Below are 17,813 nucleotides of genomic sequence, written 5' to 3' on the forward strand. Positions count from 1 at the left end.
TCTCCCTGGTCACGGTGCGGGCCTTCATCGGGTGGTGGGTGTGTTGCCGGCGTCGGCCGGAGATGGACGGGCGCCGGCCGCACGCCGCGCCAGGCGCTCGGCCAGGGTGACCCGCAACGGCGGCGGAGGTCGGCCAGCGCCGGCAAATCCATGTCGGTCGAGGAAGTAAAGCGTCAGCCGCATGCCGTCAACGATCTCGGCAAGCGGTGGCCCTGCAGGGCTGCCCGCCATCGATCGCCGGTCGATGGCGGGGCCAGAATCCTGCAGAAAAGTCATGTCGTTCAGGAAGGATGGCAACGGCAACAGCCGGTCGACATAGGGTCGCCCGGCCCCCCGCGACACCGCGCGGCCAGTCCGCGGCGACACATGGGCCAGATCATCCGTGCCCCCTGTCACCGCACAGCGCGCGAGGTCCAGCCCGAAGCCCATCTCGGCCAGAAGATCACGTTCATGCATCACGAACAAGGCGGCCCAGACAGTGACCGGCGCATGCTCCAGCGCCAGAATCAGCGCCTGTGTACGTTCGAGCAGGCCGGGCACAATCTGGCGGTCGGGCAGCACCCGGTCGAGCACGGCCGCCATGGCGCCAAGTGCGGTCAGACGATCGGCATCGTCGATCAGCCGGCCCACGACTTCATCGACCGGTTCAATGGTAAAGGCGCCAAGCTGGGCATCGAGACGGCTTTTCCACGTGAGCCGCAACCGGTTGCCCGGCTCCAGCGCGCCCCGCAGCCGCCGCCCGGCGCCGCCCCGCACCAGCCCCATATGCCGGCCATGCCCGGCGGTCAGAGCCGAGAGCAGAACATCCGCCTCGCCATGCCGCCGCGCCGCCAGCACGATGCCCTCCTCGGTCCAGTCGATCATGCCGCCGGCCCTTTTTCCGATACAGCGACCGGCGCCCGGCCGGCGATATGGCGCATCAGCCCCTGGGCCAGAGCGTCGAACACCACACGGCAACGCCGGTTGTCGCGCAGGGTCTCGTGCATGGCCAAAAAGGTCTCAAGCGGCAGATCGACCGCATCGTCGAGCACCCGCACCAGCCACGGATCCCGCGCCGCCAGCGGCACCTGACAGATGCCGATGCCGCAGCCGGCCCGGATCGCGGCCAGTTGCGCCAGATCGCTGTCGCTGCGCAGTGCGAAGCGCGAGCGGTCGAGCGCCCCGGCGGCAGAGCCCGCACCCATCCGCATGCGCCTGATGGCAGGGGTCTCCCGGTCGAAGCCGATCACCCGATGCCCGGCCAGATCCTCGATCCGCGCAGGTATGCCGTGCCGGTCCAGATAATGCCGATGCGCATGCAGGCCCAGGGCGATCACCCCCAGCCGCCGCACCACCAGCGCATCCTGCGTTGGCACCACCATCCTGACCGCGATATCGGCATCGCGACGCAGCAGGTCTTCCAGCGCGTTCGACAATTCAAGCTCGATCACCAGATCGGGATGGCGTGCCTGAAGTGCCGCCACCACCGGTGGTAATACCTCCACACCCACGACCTCGCTTGCCGTCACCCGCACGACACCCGCCACCCGGTCGCCGGGCCCCGATGCCGCCCGCAGCAGCGCCGCCGTGGTCGCGGCCAGAGTCTCGGCATAGGGTTTCAGATCCAGCGCCGCTTCCGTCGGTTGCAGCCCATGCAGCGAGCGGGTGAACAACTGCACCCCGACCGCCTGTTCCAGCGCATCGACATGGCGACCGATGGTCGGCTGGGTCAGCCCCAGCGCGCGCGCGGCAGCCGACAGCGACCCTTCCCGCAGCACGGCGAGAAACGTCCGATAGAGATCCCAGCTCGGGTCGGGTCCATTCATACATTTCAGTATAGCAGACCGCCATCTTTCGGCAATTTCGGGAGAGGCGCGCATGATCGATGCTATCGCCCTCAGATCAGGCCGCGGCGACCGCGCCGCGGCCCGGCCACGAGAGGAGATGACAGATGGTACGACGACAAACCGCCCTGGTGCTGGGCGCCACCGGCGGCATCGGTGGCGAGGTGGCCCGCAGGCTGGTCGGGGCTGGATGGCGGGTACGCGCGCTGCACCGCCGCGCGACCGTCCGGGCCGCGGCCGATGGCGACGGCCCGGATGCCATCACCTGGATCAAGGGCGATGCCATGGCAAGCGCCGACGCGCGAGCGGCGGCCCAGGGCGCCGATCTGATCGTCCATGCGGTCAACCCGCCGGGATATCGCGACTGGGGGCGGCTGGTGCTGCCGATGATCGACAACACGATCGCCGCCGCCCATGACAGCGGCGCCCGCATCCTGTTGCCCGGCACGGTCTACAATTATGGTCCCGATGCCTATGATCACGGTCCCGATATGCGTCCGGTTCTGACCGAAGCCTCGCCACAGCAGCCTCGGACGGCCAAGGGCGCGATCCGCGTCGCCCTGGAACGCCGTCTGGAACGTGCCGCCGATGCCGGTGTCCGCAGCCTGATCGTGCGGGCCGGCGACTTCTTCGGGCCGGCGCCCGGCAACAACTGGTTCTCGCAGGGCATGGTCTCGCCCGGCCGCCCCGTGCGCCGGATCATCTATCCGGGCCGCCGGGGCATCGGTCATCAATGGGCCTATCTGCCCGATGTCGCCGATGCCATGGTGCGGCTCGTGGCGCTGGATGACCGCCTCGCCCCCTTCACCACCGTGCATACCGCCGGCCATTGGGATGCAGACGGCACCGCGATGATCGGGGCGATCCGGCGTGCCGTGGCACGATCCGGCGACGCCGCCGCCACAGGCGGCACACGGCGCGCGCCGGCCCATCGCCTGCCGGTCTATCGCCTCCCCTGGCGGCTGCTGGCGGTCGCGGCCCCGTTTGCGCCGCTGATCCGCGAATTGCGCGAGATGCGCTATCTGTGGCAACAGCCTGTCCGGATGGACAACAGCCGGCTGGTCAGCCTGATCGGGCCGGAGCCTCACACCCCGCTCGACATCGCGGTCACCGCCACGCTGCGCGGTCTGGGCTGTCTGCCGGCAGCACGGGATCAGACATCCCAGCCGGGATGACGATAGATCATCGGACCGTCATCATCGCCCGTCCCCGGCCCGTCCTTGGGCGGTGGCGCCGGTTGCGGGGCGGCATAGAAGCGCGGCTCGCGCCGGTCCCAGGTCGGCTCATAGGGGCTGCGCATCTTCAGGCCGTTCTGGTTCTTGTCGGCATCGCGCATGGCGCTCTGCAATTGCTGGGCCTGTTTCAGATCCCAGGGCAGCACGTAATAGCGCGGGGTCGATCCGCCCTCGGGTTGGATCCAGACATAGATGCCCTCATCCTCGCGGATCACCGCACCCAGCACTGTCGCCTCACCGGCACCGCTTTCCAGCCATTCCATGGTGATCGGCTTGGGTTGCGACAACAGGGTGGTGAAGCCCAGATAGCTTGCCGGCAGCAGCAGCGCCGTCAGAACCACAGCCGTCATCCGGACCGCCGTGCGGCGCGGTGCCCAGATCGCCAGCGTGGCAAGCAGGGCTGCAAGACCGGCAACGGCCGCGAAGACATAGACCAGATCGTTCATCCGACCTCCTCAACCGCGACTGCTGCGCAGGCGCTGGTACAGACTGTGGACGCTGTCGGGCACCAGCCGCGCCTTGTCGTCCAGGCGGAAGCGCAGCGCGGTCAATTCCTCGCCCTCGCGGGTCAGCGCCACTTCAGTCGCCAGAATCTGCCGGGCGGAGGCCGACTGGTCGCTCTTCACGCTGGCAACCACCTTCACCATCACCGGCAACTGCCGCGCCTGATTGCGGAACAGGTGGACGTTGACGATATACTCGCCGGGCGGAATTCCCCGGCTGTACGACACCTCGTGATTGCTGTCGGTGGCATCGCCATAACGGCCCAGATCGTCGCGCAGCAGGTTGAAGATCACCCCGCCCTTGTTGGAATAGCCGACCGGAACATCGCCGGGCGCCTTCACCCACAGATCGACATCGGTGTCCAGATCGGCGCCCCACAGCGCCTCGACAATGACATTGCCCGGCGCGTTTATCTCGGCGGCATCCAGCTTCCGGGGCGGGTTCAGATGCGGCAGCATCAGAATGACCACGGCGATGAACCCCAGCAGCGCCAGGGTGATCACATCGCGGAACACCGTGCCGGCGCCGTCATCGCTGTCGGGCTTCAGCGGATCGTCAAACAGCATGACCCTCACCCCGCGCGACAAGATCCGCGACCAGGGTGACGGTGCCGCCCGCAAGGATCTGATAGTTCAGCCGAAGCCAGATGTGCAGAACGCTGCCGACCAGCGTGGTCCACAAGGCCACGGCCATGCCGTCCAGAAGCTGGGCGACCATGGGCGCGATCGCGGTGACATCCGCGACCCGGTCCTGATCGACCCCCGACAGGGCGATGATGAACCCGACCACCGTGCCGATCAGGCCCAGAAGCACTAAACTGTCGGCGATGTAGCGGACATTGGATGTACGGGCGTAGAGCTTGGCCTTCAGGCCCTCGGCCACCACCGGGCGCCGGGTTTCGGGCACACCGTTCAAGGTCGCGAGATACTGCCCGACCCGGCCGTCGGCCGGCGGTCGCGGGCGTTTCAGGTCATTAAGGCCGGCGCTGATCTGCACAATGCGCCAGGCGCAGAGCGACAGACCGACCAGAAACACCGCAAAGATCAGCACCGTGATCCGGCTGCTGTCGGAGGCGATCACCCGGTCGATCCAGCCATGAACCCAGGCCAGAACCATGCAGGCCGCGGCCATCAGGTTGACCAGCAGGAAGCGATAAATCAGAAGGTAACGATGATGCATGCAAACCACCCCCCATGTGCCCGGCCTGCCGGCGGCCGCTCACTGGAGCGGGCCCGTCAGGTGACACGGCACCTTGGCTGACGCACACCCGCCCGGTGGCGGCCCGCAAAGAGGCACGATCCGGCGGCGACGTGGAGAGCGGCGGTCACATGGTCGGCCCGGATGACGGGCGGACCCCACGCGGCCGGAACGAACGTCCCGGCCGCGCGCAACCCCTTGAGCGACAACCACCCTCTCTTTCAGGAGGTGGTCGAGGCACCGGGGTTCATCAAGGCGTTATTGAATGCTGCAGCATCGAGCCCGGTTACAGGACGGCTGTCGCTCAGCGTGGGAAGTCGAGGTTCATCTCGCGATACCGTTCCGGATCGTCGGCCCAGGCCTCGCGTACCTTCACGAACAGGAACAGGTGAATGCGGCGCTCCAGCACCTGTTCAAGCTCGGCGCGGGCGGAACTGCCCACATGCTTGATGGTGCGGCCGCCGGCGCCGAGCACGATCTTGCGATGGCTTTCGCGCTGTACATAGACCACCTGATCGATCCGGGCGCTGCCATCCGGTTTCTCGGTCCAGGCCTCGGTCTCCACCGTCAACGCATAGGGCAGTTCCTCGTGCAGGCTGAGGAACAGCTTCTCGCGAACGATTTCCGATGCCAGGAACCGGACCTGCACATCGCTGGTCTGGTCTTCCGGATACATCCAGCGGCCAGGGCGGGCAATGGCGGCCAGCGCATCGGCCAGATCCGTGACGCCCGACCCGTTCTCGGCCGAAATCATGAAGATCCGGTCGAAGACGCCAAGGGCATCGACTTCGGCCGCCATCGGCAACAACGCGCTGCGCGCAACCAGATCGACCTTGTTCAGCACCGCCCAGGCCCGCCGGCCCTCGGCCTTCAACCCGTCGACGATCAGCCGCACCTCGTCGTTGATGCCGCGTTTGGCGTCGATCATCATCACCACGCCGTCGGCGTCGCCGGCACCGCTCCACGCCGCCTGGACCATCGCCTTGTCCAGCCGCCGCTTGGGCTTGAAGATGCCGGGGGTGTCGATGAACACAAGCTGTGCGTTTCCGTGCATGGCGATGCCGATGATCCGGCTGCGCGTGGTCTGCACCTTCGGGCTGACGATCGACACCTTCGATCCGACCAGCCGGTTCACCAGCGTCGACTTGCCGGCATTGGGCGCACCGATCACCGCGAAGAAACCGGTGGTCTGCCGATCCAGCGGCACGCTTGGCGCCGCCTCAACATCGGGCATCATCGACAGGCCGTCATCTTCCGGCCCATCATCCTCCAGACCGGCATCGTCCAGATCGTCATCGCGATCCGGCCCGCCGTCGTCATCCGGCAGGCTGTCGCCTTCCGGCAGATCGGCGTCATCGGCCAGGGTCTCGTCGCGGATATCGTCGTCCGGATTGGCGGGGTCGGGCTTACGGGTGGTCATTGGTCGTCTCCGCCGCGCGCCTCGGCGCGCGTCAATAGGCTGAGGGCGGCGGCCTGCTCGGCGATCCGTTTGGACGCGCCTGTCGCCTCTTCCGCGCCGAGGCGCGCCACCTCGGCGCGCACCCGGAAACTCGGGGCGTGATCGGGGCCTTCGCGCCCGATCACAGTATAGCTCGGTGCTTCAAGGCCACGGGCCTGGGCCCATTCCTGAAGCGCCGTCTTCGGATCCTTCGGCGGCCGCAAATCCTCTTCCATCAACGGCGCCCAGTACCGCTCCACGAAAGCGCGGGCGGTCTCGAAGCCACCATCCAGGTACAGGGCGGCGATCACCGCTTCACAGGCATCGGCCAGATTGGCCGGGTTGCGCCGGCCGCCGCTGTCATCCTCGCCGCGCGACAGGCGCAGAAACTGGCCCAAGCCCAGCATCTCGGCAATGCGCGCCAGCGATTCCCGCCGCACAAGTGCCGCGAACCGGCGGGCCAGCGCGCCTTCGCTCTCACCCGGGAAGCGCTGGTACAACTGGTCGGCGACCGCCAGCCCAAGCACGCGGTCGCCCAGGAATTCCAGCCGTTCGTAATTCAGCCGCAACCGGCCGCCGCGATCGCGACCACCGCCATCGACGCTCGGATGGGTCAATGCCGCTTCCAGCAGCATCGGATCCTTGAAATCATGGCCGATCACGTGCGCACAATCCGCGAGCGTGGCGGCAAGCTTCCGGTCATCCATCATGATCATGCGCGCGCAGGATGCTGTGCAGCCATCCTACGACACTCCGTCCAGCAGGCGCGACCAGCGGATCGACGCCGGCCATTTCCAGATCTGCCACCAGGATGCGCTGTCGTCGATCGAGAAGAACAGCACTTCGGCGCGCCCGATCAGGTTCTGCTCGGGCACGAAACCCACCGCCGACAGCACGCGGCTGTCCTGCGAATTGTCGCGATTGTCGCCCATCGCGAAGTAATGCCCGGCCGGAACCGTATAGACCGGGGTGTTGTCCAGCGCGCCATAGGGCGTCTGATCCAGCGTGTCATAGGTCGGGCCGCCGGGCAGGGTTTCCTGATAGCGCGGAATCCGGATCTCGGCGCCGCCAGGGCCGCGCTCGACGAAATCCTCGATCCGCTTGCGCTCGACCGGCGTGCCGTTCAGCTGAAGCACGCCATCGATCACCTGCAACCGGTCGCCGGGCAGGCCGACGATGCGCTTGATGTAATCGATCGACGGATCGGTGGGCAGGCGGAACACGGCAACATCGCCCCGCTCCACAGGGCTCGCCAGAATCCGCCCCTCGAACAACGGCAGGCTGCCCGGGAAGGAATAGCGGCTATAGCCATAGCTGTATTTCGACACGAACAGATAATCACCCACCAGCAGGGTCGGTTTCATCGACCCGGACGGGATATTGAACGGTTCAAAGGCGAAGGACCGGATCACCAGGGCGAAGAAAACGGCGATGACGACCGTCTTCACCATTTCGCCGAAGCCGCCGGAGCGCTCCGCGGTCTTTGGCGGATGATCGCCATCTGTCCGGCTCGTGTCGCGGGTCACAGTTCACTCCCGTCTTGCGCCGAGATATCCGGCACGGCGCTGATGATCACGAGCGCCTGAGCATATGGATATTCGTCGGTCAGCGTCAAATCGATCTTCGGCAGATGGCCCCGGGGGACCAGTTCGGCAAGGCGCCGCACGGCACCGCCGGTCAACACCAGGGTCGGACGGCCGCCGGGCATGTTCACCACGCCCAGCTCGCGCCAGGCGACCCCGCGGGCCAGCCCGGTGCCCAGCGCCTTGGCGCCGGCTTCCTTGGCAGCATAGCGCTTGGCATAGCTTTCGGCACGTCGCATCCGCCGGTCCGACCGTTCGCGCTCGATCTCGGTAAAGCAGCGGCGCACGAAGCGGTCGCCGAATCGCGCCAGAGTCTTCTCGATCCGGCGGATATCGACCACGTCCATGCCTGTCCCGATGATCAGCGCCATGGCCTCACCCGCCGGTCTGGGCGGCATGGCGCCGCGCCTGCCGGCGCGCGGCGTCGATCAGCCGCCGGGTGTGGCGCACGGCATCCTCGATGCCGATGAACAACGCCTCGGCGATCAGGAACCGGCCGCAGGTGATGCCCTGCAGATGCGGCAGGGCGGCCACCGGTGCCAGGGTCGCGAAATCCAGCCCGTGCCCGGCCTGGATGCCCAGCCCCAGGCCGCGCGCCTGGATCGCCGCCTGGCGCAACTGCTGGAACAGAGGTCCGCGATGCTGCGGGTCCGCCTCACCATAACGGGTGGTGTCGATTTCCACCGACCGCACACCCGCGGCACGGACCGCCTCGATCTGGTCCGGCTCCGGACCGACCAGCATCACCACGGCGATACCGGAGGTACCAAGGCCGTCCACCATTCGCGCCAGCCTGTCAGGGTCGGCCGCAACATCGCCACCAGCCGGCGGCAGCAGGGTCACCGCCGCCGGTTCCAGCGTCAGCAACCAGTCCAGCCGGGCCGGGTCGGGCCGCAATTCCAGGGTCAGCGGCGCACGGACCCGGTCGCGGATGCGGCGTAGATCGTCGGCGGTGATCAGCCCGCCCTGATCATCGACCCTCAGCACCACGCTGTCGGCCCCCGCCCGCATGGTGGCCTCGGCCAGCCGGGCCATGTCGGGACGCAGGCCATCGCCCGCCTGCCTGAGCACAGCCGCATGGTTGAGGCGCAGCCCCAGACGGATCGGGGCATCGCCCCATCGCCCACCATGGCTCTGCAGTGGCGCGGCGGCGGGGCGGCTCGCAAGCGGTCGGTTCTCAGTCAAATACCGGGCCTTTCAGTCATCGGGCCGTCTCTTGTCCTTGCGGCCGGCCGAGGCGCAGCGATGCCTGCGGATGCATCGCAGCGCCTCGGCCAGGATCAGGCAAGGCCGCGGCTGCCGGGCTTCACGGCGGGCAGTGCTGCCAGCTCGGGCGGAAGCTCCGCCGGATCATAACTTGGCACGTCGAGCCCGGTCAGTGCCACCAGCGGCACCCCCAGATCGACCGTACCGTTCGAACGGTCGACCAGCGCCGATGCCGCCACCACCGTGCCGCCGGCGGCCTCGATCGCCCGGATGCATTCCCGGCTGGATTTGCCGGTGGTCACCACATCCTCGGCCATCAGCACCCGCCAGCCGGGCTCGATCGCGAAGCCACGACGCAAGGTGAAGGCTCCGTCCACCCGTTCGGTGAACATCGCCGGCACGCCAAGCTGGCGCGCCACTTCATAGCCCACCACCACGCCGCCCATGGCAGGCGAGACCACGCAATCGATACCGCCACCTGCGATGCCGCCACCTGCGAGCTTCGCGTTGATGCGCGCCGCCAGCGCCCGGCACAGCCGTTCGCCCTGGACCGGATGCATCATCACCCGCGCGCACTGAAGATAACGCGGGCTGCGCCGGCCGGATGACAGGATGAAATGCCCATCCAGCAGGGCGCCGCAGGCGCGGAACACGTCCAGGACGTCATCAGTGTCCATCGGTGACGGGGTCTCCATAAATACAAGGGGCCGGCAAGGCGGGCAAGGCCGGCGAGCCCGGTCGGGCCGGCACACGGGATCGTCGGCAGGGCGGTGTCAGCCCCGTGCCCGGTCGACCGAGTTGATCACGGGGTCGGCGCGCAGCGCGGCAATGATATGCGTCAGATGTTTCACGTCATGCACCTCGACATCGACGATCATCTCGAAAAATTCCGAGGTGCGGTTGGTGATCTTCAGATTGATGATGTTGCCATAATGCTTGGCGATCATGGTCGTCAAGGCCGCAAGTCCGCCGGGCTCGTTCGAGACCATCACATTCAACCGCGCGGTATGGCCCTGGTCCTTGTCCGACCCGGTGTCCCAGGCCAGATCCAACCAGCGTTCCGGCTCGTCGACGAATTGTTCCAGCGTCTCGCAATCGATGGTGTGGATGGTCACCCCCTTGCCGGTGGCGACGATGCCGACGATCCGGTCGCCCGGAATCGGATGGCAGCAGCCGGCATAATGCACCGCCATGCCGGGGATCAGGCCCCGGATCGGGATCGCATAGCCGTTGGCGCCCGATTTGGCGCTGCGCATCCGCTTCAGCGGCACCACCTTGGCACCGTCGATGCTGTCTTCCTTCTGGGGCCGTGCCTCGGGGAACACGGTATCGATCACCTGGCGCGCGGTGATGTCGCCCTTGCCGACCGCCGCATACAGATCGTCGAGCGTGCGGTGGGTGAACACGCGCAGCGCCCGGTCGAGGCCCTTTTCGGTCAGCGGCCGTTGTTCCTGCCGGAAGCTCTTCTGCAGGATCGCCCGGCCCAGGCTGACATACTGTTCCCGCTCGCGCAGGCGGATGAAGCGGCGGATGCGCGACCGCGCCTTGCCGGTGACGACGAAGCGCTCCCAGGCCGGCGACGGCGTCTGCGCCTTCGAGGTGATGATCTCGATCTGGTCGCCATTCTGCAACTGGGTGCGCAGCGGCATCATCCGGCCGTTGATCTTGGCACCGACGCAGGTGTCACCGATCTCGGAATGGACGGCATAGGCGAAGTCGATCGGCGTGGCCCCGCGCGGCAGGGCGATCAGATCGCCCTTGGGCGAGAAGCAGAAGACCTGGTCCTGGAACATCTCAAGCTTGGTGTGCTCAAGAAATTCCTCAGGGTTCGATGCCTGATCGAGAATTTCCAGCAGGCCGCGGATCCAGCGATACTGTCGGCCCTCATGGCCACCGCTTTCCTGCTTGTACAGCCAGTGCGCGGCGACGCCGTATTCCGCCACCTCATGCATTTCACGGGTGCGGATCTGTACCTCGATCCGCTGTCGTTCCGGGCCGATCACCGTGGTGTGCAGCGATCGATAGCCATTGGGCTTGGGATTGCTGATGAAGTCCTTGAACCGCCCCGGCACCATCCGGTACGAGCCGTGCACCGATCCCAGCACCGCATAACAATCGCGAATGCTGTCGACCGCGACCCGGAAGGCCATGATGTCCGACAACTGCTCGAAGCTGACATTCTTGCGCTGCATCTTGCGCCAGATCGAATACGGCCGCTTCTCGCGGCCATAGATCTCGGCGGTGGTTCCGGTCGCCGTCACCACCCGCTTCAACTCGTCGACGATCCGCGCCACCAGATCCGAGCCGTTCTCGCGCAGATAGGCGAGCCGCTTCAGGATCGAGTCGCGGGCGTCGGGATACAGCTCCTTGAACGCCAGATCGTCCAGCTCGTCCTTGATCGACTGCATACCGATGCGCTCGGCCAGCGGCGCATAGATCTCCAGCGTCTCAAGGGCGATCCGCCGCCGCTTCTCGGGCTTGGCGATGTAATGCAGGGTGCGCATGTTGTGCAGCCGGTCGGCCAGCTTGACCAGCAGCACCCGAATGTCGTCCGACATCGCCAGCAGCAGTTTACGGAAATTCTCCGCCTGCTTCGCCTGCTCCGACTGGAGTTCGATCTTCGACAGCTTGGTGACGCCATCCACAAGCCGCGCCACCTCGCTGCCGAAGATCTGGTCGATCTCCTCCAGCGTGGCCGGGGTGTCCTCGATGGTGTCGTGCAACAGGGCGGTGACGATCGAGCGGCTGTCGAGCCGCAATTCGGTCAGAATACCGGCAACTTCCAGCGGGTGCAGGAAATAGGGGTCGCCGGATGCGCGCTTCTGCGAGCCATGCATCTTCATCGCATAGACGTAGGCGCGGTTCAGCGCCGCCTCGTCCAGGTCCGGGTCATAGGCCTTGACCCGCTCCACAAGCTCGTATTGACGGATCACCGAACAGCATCACCCACAACAAGCGTCGGTTCCGCCGTGCCGCCGGAACCGGCCATCCAGGACCGGCCCGGCGATGTCACATGCGGAACCGCCATGACCGGCCATGATTATCACCCGCAAGCGCCGGCCGGCCGGCCCGGCCGCGCATGGGCTTGGATGCCGGCAGCGATCAGACGTCGTCGGGATCGGCGTCTTCAAAGCGCGGGCCGGCGAAGGCGGCATCGTCGTCGTCATCGGCCAGAGACAGTGAATTGCCCGCCGCAAGCTCGCTTTCCGCCAGTTGACGGCTCGCGATCGAGGCGACCTCGCCGATGGCGTCCAGCATATCCTCATCGGGCTCGTCCACTTCCGGAACCCGCTGATGGGTCTGGACCAGCTGACGCGAGATGGTGTCGAGGTCGAGGGTCTCGTCGGCGATTTCGCGCAGGGCGACGACGGGATTCTTGTCGTTGTCGCGGTCGATGGTCAGTGCCGCCCCGGACGAGATCTCGCGGGCGCGCTGGGCGGCCATCAGCACCAGATCGAACCGGTTGGGGACGAGACGGACGCAGTCTTCAACGGTGACGCGGGCCATGGTCGCTTGCTCCGATGACTTTTAGAGTCGCTCAAAAAAGGTAGGACGACGACGGTGCGGCTGCAAGGCCGTACTCCCGCGTCGGGCGCGGAACACTATGACAACGCTCTCGCGAAGTCAAAGCGCTGTCGGGCATTATTCAGCCGAAAGACGGGTCATCCGGTCCTCATCCGCCACCGGCCATGTCGCAAGCGGGGGTCAGCCCTGCGCCCGGTGCGGCGCGGATGCAGCCGTGGCACCCGCACCCGCGGCACCCACCTCGCCTATCGGCCTGACCATCTGTCCGGGCGGCAAGGCCGCGATCAGCGACGCCACGCTCTCTCCAGTGACCGGATGGCGCCAGTCGGGCGCCACATCCGCCAGCGGCAACAGCACGAAACCGCGTGCGGCCAGCCGTGGGTGCGGTAATTCCGGATCCGGCGCCCGTCCGTCATCGACGACGGCGGCGCCGACCACGATCGGCGTGGGTGCCACGGCCGGGGCGCGCACGACGCCGTCCTGGTCCAACAGATCAAGATCCAGTGGTCTCGCCTCCCACCGCCGACGGCGCACCCGGCCGAATTCGGCTTCGATGCGATGCAGCAGGTCCAGCACCTGAACCGGATCCAGCGCCGTCGTTACATGCACCACCCCGTTCACATACCACGGACCGCCCAGATCCGGCACGGGTGCCGTCTCATACCACCGCGACACGCCAACGATCTCCAAGCCCAGCGCAGCCATCCGCGCCACCGCTGCTTTGCAGGCATCGGCGGGTGTTCTACCATACGCATCCGCGAGATTTGCCCCCACGGCGATAAATGTCTGACGTCTACCGATTTGGGCCATGATTTGATGCGTTCCGTCTTGTAATCTACCCCGATGCCGGATTAAGTACGCGCAGCCGCCGCGAGACGTGGTGATTGATCCGGCGGTCATGTGTCGCGTCACGACCGACCCTCATGCGAATTCCACCGAAAGATATACTCATGGCACGATCTATCGACAGCATTTTCCACGAAGGCGAGCGCGTTGCGCTGTTCATCGACGGTGCCAACCTTTACGGTGCCGCCCGTAGTTTGAGCTTTGACATAGATTACCGGCGGTTGCTGGACTACTTCAGGACGCGCGCCTATGTCGTGCGCGCGTTTTATTATACCGCCCTGCTCGACGAGCAGGATTATTCGCCGATCCGGCCGCTGGTCGATTGGCTGGACTATAACGGCTACACGATGGTGACCAAACCGGCGAAGGAATTTACCGACGCCACCGGTCGCCGTCGCGTGCGCGGTGACATGGATGTCGAGCTGACGGTCGATGCCATGGAAATGGCCGATCATGTCGATCATCTGGTGATCTTCTCGGGCGACGGCGATTTCCGCCGGCTCGTGGAAGCGGTGCAGCGCCGCGGCGTGCGCGTGACGGTGGTCGGCACCATCCGCACCCAGCCGCCGATGGTGGCCGATGAGCTGCGTCGCCAGGCCGATGTGTTCCTGGATCTGAAGGATCTGGAACCGGTGATCGCGCGTTCGCGCGCCGAGGCCGAGGCCGGCCGCCAGCGTGGCGAGCGTCGCCGCAAGCTGATGGAGGACGTGCCCGCGCCGACCACCGACGCCGAACCCGAGGACGACGACATCATCGAGGATGATGACGAGTTCGAGGACGACGACGACTACGAGGACGACGACGATTACGACGACGACGAGGATTACGAGGACGAGGACGAGGACGAGCCGGCCGCCGCACCAGTCAAGCCCGCACCTGCGCCGGCTCCGGCCCCTGCGCCAGTGCCGGCACCCGTGAAGCCGCGCACACCCCGTCGCCGTAGCTGATCGGGCGGCCGGATGTGGCAGACCCCGGGGCATATCTCCGGGATCCGCTATGGTTCGGCCGTGCCGCCAGATCACGCCATCCGTCGCGCGGCCCTTGCGGCCCGCAACGGATGGCGTTTTCCGTTCAGCCGCCTGAAATGCCGAGCCCATGGCCAGGATGCCGAGCCGCGGCCAGAACGCCGAGCTCACGGCATGTCAGGTCCATGGCTGCCAAGCCGATGGTCCAGCCGCCGATGCCCGCACTGCCCCCCACCCTTCAGCCGACCCAGCCCGACCCCGATTGCCCGCGCTGTCCGCGCCTCGCGGCCTGGCGGGCGGAGCGGCGGATTGCCGAGCCCGGCTGGCACAACGGACCGGTGCCGGCCTTCGGACCGTTGTCGGCCCGGTTGCTGGTGGTGGGTCTGGCGCCGGGCCTGCGGGGCGCCAACCGCACCGGACGGCCCTTCACCGGCGACTACGCCGGCGATCTGCTCTATCCGACACTGATCGACCACGGCTTCATCGACGGCCGGTTCGACCGTCGGCCCGATGACGGGCTGGTGGCGCTGGATTGCCGGATCACCAATGCCGTGCGCTGCGTGCCGCCCGAAAACAAGCCGACACCCGCCGAGGCCAATAACTGCCGTCCGTTCCTGGTCGATGAAATGGCGGCGATGCCACGGCTGCAGGTGGTGCTGGCGCTCGGCCGCATCGCGCATGATGCCGTGCTCCGCACCCTGGGCCTGCGTCTGGCAGCCTTTCCCTTCGCCCATGGCGCCCTGCACGCGGTGACACCGGTGGCGGTGGCCATCAACAACAGTAAGGCCGCGCCATCGCCGGCGCGGCCCCTGCTGGTGGCGGACAGCTTTCACTGCTCGCGCTATAACGTGAACACCGGCCGGCTGACCGCCCTGATGTTCGATCAGGTGGTCGGCACCATCCGCGCCCGGCTGGCCGCGCCCGGCTGGCCGCGCCCGGCTGGCCGCGCCCGGCTGACCGCGCCCGGCTGACTGGTCAGGAATAGCGTTCTTCCGTAAACGGATCAGCCTCGTTGTGATAGCCGCGCATCTCCCAGAAGCCGGGCGCATCCACGGCCGAGAATTCGATGCGGCGGATCCACTTGGCGCTTTTCCAGAAATAGCGCTTGGGGATGACCAGCCGCACCGGACCGCCATGCTCGCGGGTCAGCGGCTCACCCTGCCAGGAATGCGCCAGCAGAACGTCATCGTCGGCGAAGCCCGCCAGATCGATATTGGTGGTATAGCCGTCATAGGAATGCAACAGCACATGCAGCACCTCGGGCTTCGGCCGCACCAGATCGAGCAGGGCGAAGGCCGAAACACCGTCCCACGCATTGTCGTAACGCGACCAGGTCGTGACGCAGTGGATGTCCGACGTCAGCCGCACTTGCGGCAAGGCCTGGAAATCGGCCCAGCGCAGGGTCAGCGGGTTCTCGACCGCACCGGCAATCGTCAACTCCCAGTCACTGGTGGCAACCGCCGGCTGAATGCCAAGGTCGAGCACCGGGAAGTTGGTCACCAGCCGCTGGCCGGGGGGCAGACGCTCGGCCTCGGGCCGCGCGGTCTGTCCGGTCAGCCCGCGCCCCTGCTCCGCCCATTTGCGCTTGGTGTCGATCAGCTTGCGCTTGACCTCGCCCACGATCCCGTCCGGCCGCGTGGTGGCGCCATCATCCTTGTCCGACATCCGATCACCCCTTGTCGCGCATCAGGCGACCCTTCTGGCGTTCCCAGTCGCGGTCGCGCTCGGTCGCGCGCTTGTCGTGCAGCTTCTTGCCCTTGGCCAGACCCAGCTTCAGCTTGGCCATGCCCTTGTCGTTGAAATAGAGCACCAGGGGGATGATCGTAACCCCCTCGCGTTTGATCAGGCCGAACAGCCGGTTGATTTCCTTGCGATGAAGCAGAAGCTTGCGCTTGCGGCGCGGCTCATGGTTGAAGCGGTTGCCGCCGCCATATTCCTTGATGTTGGCGTTGATCAGCCAGGCCTCGTCCTTTTCGACCGAAGCATAGCTTTCAGCGATGTTGCAATGCCCTTCGCGCAGGCTTTTGACCTCGGTCCCGTGCAGAACCAGGCCGGCCTCCACCGTATCCTCGATGAAGTAATCGAAGCGTGCCTTGCGATTGACGGCAACGTCGCCATGACTGATCAAGCCGCTCTTGCGGGCCATTCCATTCCTCGGTTCGCGTGCGGTGCCGGGAAAAATGCCCGGCACCGCTCAGGATATATGCCTCAGCCGATCCGCGCCGGTTCCAGCCCGGCGCGGGCGATCGCCGCATCCAGCACCAGTTCGGTGCCGGGGGTCACGGGCACCAGCGGCAGACGCAGTTCGGCACCGCACAGCCCCAGCTTTTCGGCCACGTACTTCACCGGCGACGGGCTGGTCTCGATGAACAGCGCCCGATGCAGCGGCATCAGCCGCTCATGGATGGCCAATGCGCCCGCGGCGTCGCCAGCCCGCCAGGCCGCCTGCATCTCGGCGCACAGCCGCGGTGCGATGTTGGCGGTCACCGAAATGCAGCCATGGCCGCCATTGGCCAGGAAGGCGACGGCGGTGGCGTCCTCGCCCGACAACTGGATGAACCCGGTGCCGATGGTCTGGCGCACCGCCAGCGGCCGCACCAGATCGGCGGTCGCATCCTTGACCCCGGCGATATTGGGCAGTTCCGCCAGCCGCGCCATGGTGTCCACGGTCATGTCGATCACCGACCGGCCGGGGATGTTGTAGATGAACACCGGCAGGCTGACAGCCTCGGCCACCGCCTTGAAGTGGGCATAGAGCCCGGCCTGGGTCGGCTTGTTGTAATAGGGCGTCACCACCAGCACGGCATCGGCGCCGGCGGTTTCGGCATGTCGGGCCAGACGCACCGCCTCATGGGTCGAATTCGACCCGGCACCGGCGATCACCGGCACCCGGCCGGCATTCGCCTCGATGCAGATCTCGGTCACCCGCATATGCTCGTCATGGGTCAGCGTCGGCGACTCGCCCGTGGTGCCGCAGGGAACCAGCCCGTCGCTGCCTTCGCGGATCAGCCAGTCGACGAACGCCGCATAGGCTTTCTCGTCGACCTTGCCGTCCTTGAACGGGGTCAGCGTGGCGACGATCGAACCGTGGAAGCGTTCGGCGGTCATGGAGGTCGGTCCTCGAATAAGTCGGCGGCCTGAAGCCGGGATGGGCCTTGAAGCCGGGATGGGCCATAGCGCCGGCTGGCGGCACGGCGCATATCGGTGCCTGCGCACCGCGCCACCGCCGGCCCGGCAATTCTGAAGCCTGCCGGCGGATCAGCGGACAGGTCCGCGCACCATAGCCGCACCCGCAGCCCTCGACAAGTCGGGTGCGGCGCCGATCCAGGGCCCCGAACTCGGGTTAACGCGGTTTACGGCTTGCTCGTGCCGTGATTCTCTGAATCACCCTGATTTGGAGGACTGCTATGCCGCTGACTGGCCCGGCCCGTGGAGAGACGTCGCGTCTTGGCGCGCTGCTCGACCATTTTTCTGTGATCGAGGATCCGCGT

Annotated in this window: 19 protein-coding genes and 1 pseudogene; 3 read left to right on the plus strand and 17 right to left on the minus strand. The window is 66.6% G+C overall.

Annotated features, from left to right (window positions below):
• Positions 1-24 precede the first annotated feature (24 nt).
• Together recO and WG924_RS04030 are read right to left on the minus strand one after the other, a co-directional pair.
• The gene (gene recO, locus WG924_RS04025; protein WP_345931703.1) at positions 25-864 is read right to left on the minus strand and encodes a DNA repair protein RecO; all 840 of its coding nucleotides are present in this window, start codon (positions 862-864) and stop codon (positions 25-27) included.
• On the minus strand, positions 861-1,805 hold the full coding sequence (locus WG924_RS04030; RefSeq protein WP_345931704.1) for a LysR family transcriptional regulator: 945 nt from the start codon (positions 1,803-1,805) through the stop codon (positions 861-863). The genes recO and WG924_RS04030 overlap by 4 nt, the downstream gene beginning before the upstream one ends.
• Before the next feature lie 125 nt (positions 1,806-1,930).
• Here WG924_RS04030 and WG924_RS04035 point away from each other — a divergent pair, with 125 nt between their 5' ends.
• The gene (locus tag WG924_RS04035; RefSeq protein ID WP_345931705.1) at positions 1,931-2,998 is read left to right on the plus strand and encodes an NAD-dependent epimerase/dehydratase family protein; all 1,068 of its coding nucleotides are present in this window, start codon (positions 1,931-1,933) and stop codon (positions 2,996-2,998) included.
• Here the strand turns inward: WG924_RS04035 and WG924_RS04040 are convergent.
• From WG924_RS04040 to folK, 12 genes are all read right to left on the minus strand, one after another.
• A complete protein-coding gene (locus WG924_RS04040) occupies positions 2,977-3,504 on the minus strand; it encodes a hypothetical protein (protein WP_345931706.1) in 528 nt (175 codons plus the stop codon). The genes WG924_RS04035 and WG924_RS04040 overlap by 22 nt on opposite strands.
• Before the next feature lie 9 nt (positions 3,505-3,513).
• Positions 3,514-4,128 carry a DUF2135 domain-containing protein gene (locus WG924_RS04045; protein WP_345931707.1) on the minus strand — a complete coding sequence of 205 codons (615 nt, stop codon included), beginning with the start codon at positions 4,126-4,128 and terminating at the stop codon, positions 3,514-3,516.
• Positions 4,118-4,741: a MotA/TolQ/ExbB proton channel family protein gene (locus WG924_RS04050; RefSeq protein ID WP_345931708.1), complete on the minus strand. Its 624-nt coding sequence runs from the start codon at positions 4,739-4,741 to the stop codon at positions 4,118-4,120. The genes WG924_RS04045 and WG924_RS04050 overlap by 11 nt, the downstream gene beginning before the upstream one ends.
• 322 nt (positions 4,742-5,063) lie before the next feature.
• Positions 5,064-6,179 (minus strand): GTPase Era, encoded by a 1,116-nt coding sequence (gene era / locus WG924_RS04055; RefSeq protein ID WP_372045119.1) that lies wholly within the window; start codon positions 6,177-6,179, stop codon positions 5,064-5,066.
• Positions 6,176-6,913, minus strand: coding sequence for a ribonuclease III (gene rnc / locus WG924_RS04060; protein ID WP_372045118.1), 738 nt, complete (start codon positions 6,911-6,913; stop codon positions 6,176-6,178). Before rnc ends, era begins: the two co-directional genes overlap by 4 nt.
• A 27-nt stretch (positions 6,914-6,940) precedes the next feature.
• Entirely contained in the window at positions 6,941-7,723 is a 783-nt protein-coding gene (gene lepB / locus WG924_RS04065) for a signal peptidase I (RefSeq protein ID WP_345931709.1), read from the minus strand.
• Positions 7,720-8,145 carry a holo-ACP synthase gene (gene acpS, locus WG924_RS04070; protein ID WP_345931754.1) on the minus strand — a complete coding sequence of 142 codons (426 nt, stop codon included), beginning with the start codon at positions 8,143-8,145 and terminating at the stop codon, positions 7,720-7,722. The genes lepB and acpS overlap by 4 nt, the downstream gene beginning before the upstream one ends.
• 10 nt (positions 8,146-8,155) lie before the next feature.
• Complete coding sequence (locus tag WG924_RS04075; protein ID WP_345931710.1) at positions 8,156-8,965, minus strand: pyridoxine 5'-phosphate synthase; 810 nt, start codon at positions 8,963-8,965, stop codon at positions 8,156-8,158.
• 95 nt (positions 8,966-9,060) lie between these two features.
• On the minus strand, positions 9,061-9,663 hold the full coding sequence (gene pyrE / locus WG924_RS04080) for an orotate phosphoribosyltransferase (protein ID WP_345931711.1): 603 nt from the start codon (positions 9,661-9,663) through the stop codon (positions 9,061-9,063).
• A 96-nt stretch (positions 9,664-9,759) separates the two neighbouring features.
• Positions 9,760-11,919 (minus strand): RelA/SpoT family protein, encoded by a 2,160-nt coding sequence (locus tag WG924_RS04085; RefSeq protein WP_345931712.1) that lies wholly within the window; start codon positions 11,917-11,919, stop codon positions 9,760-9,762.
• A 169-nt stretch (positions 11,920-12,088) separates the two neighbouring features.
• Positions 12,089-12,493 carry a DNA-directed RNA polymerase subunit omega gene (gene rpoZ, locus WG924_RS04090; RefSeq protein ID WP_188578146.1) on the minus strand — a complete coding sequence of 135 codons (405 nt, stop codon included), beginning with the start codon at positions 12,491-12,493 and terminating at the stop codon, positions 12,089-12,091.
• A gap of 198 nt (positions 12,494-12,691) precedes the next feature.
• A complete protein-coding gene (gene folK / locus WG924_RS04095; RefSeq protein WP_345936821.1) occupies positions 12,692-13,321 on the minus strand; it encodes a 2-amino-4-hydroxy-6-hydroxymethyldihydropteridine diphosphokinase in 630 nt (209 codons plus the stop codon).
• Between the two features lie 140 nt (positions 13,322-13,461).
• Between folK and WG924_RS04100 the strand changes: the two are divergent.
• Both WG924_RS04100 and WG924_RS04105 read left to right on the plus strand, forming a co-directional pair.
• Positions 13,462-14,127 (plus strand): annotated as a pseudogene (locus WG924_RS04100) (LabA-like NYN domain-containing protein); the annotation flags it as partial.
• A gap of 380 nt (positions 14,128-14,507) precedes the next feature.
• Positions 14,508-15,293 (plus strand): uracil-DNA glycosylase, encoded by a 786-nt coding sequence (locus tag WG924_RS04105; protein WP_372045117.1) that lies wholly within the window; start codon positions 14,508-14,510, stop codon positions 15,291-15,293.
• A gap of 4 nt (positions 15,294-15,297) precedes the next feature.
• Here the strand turns inward: WG924_RS04105 and WG924_RS04110 are convergent, their stop codons facing one another.
• The 3 genes from WG924_RS04110 to dapA form a co-directional block, all read right to left on the minus strand.
• The gene (locus WG924_RS04110) at positions 15,298-15,987 is read right to left on the minus strand and encodes a sulfite oxidase-like oxidoreductase (protein WP_345931714.1); all 690 of its coding nucleotides are present in this window, start codon (positions 15,985-15,987) and stop codon (positions 15,298-15,300) included.
• A gap of 4 nt (positions 15,988-15,991) precedes the next feature.
• Positions 15,992-16,468 carry an SsrA-binding protein SmpB gene (smpB, locus tag WG924_RS04115; protein ID WP_188578140.1) on the minus strand — a complete coding sequence of 159 codons (477 nt, stop codon included), beginning with the start codon at positions 16,466-16,468 and terminating at the stop codon, positions 15,992-15,994.
• Positions 16,469-16,530: 62 nt separating this feature from the next.
• Positions 16,531-17,430, minus strand: a complete 900-nt coding sequence (gene dapA, locus WG924_RS04120) for a 4-hydroxy-tetrahydrodipicolinate synthase (RefSeq protein ID WP_345931715.1) — start codon at positions 17,428-17,430, stop codon at positions 16,531-16,533.
• Between the last annotated feature and the right edge of the window lie 383 nt (positions 17,431-17,813).

Origin of the sequence: Tistrella arctica, assembly GCF_039630945.1 — a bacterium.
Lineage (GTDB): Bacteria > Pseudomonadota > Alphaproteobacteria > Tistrellales > Tistrellaceae > Tistrella > Tistrella bauzanensis.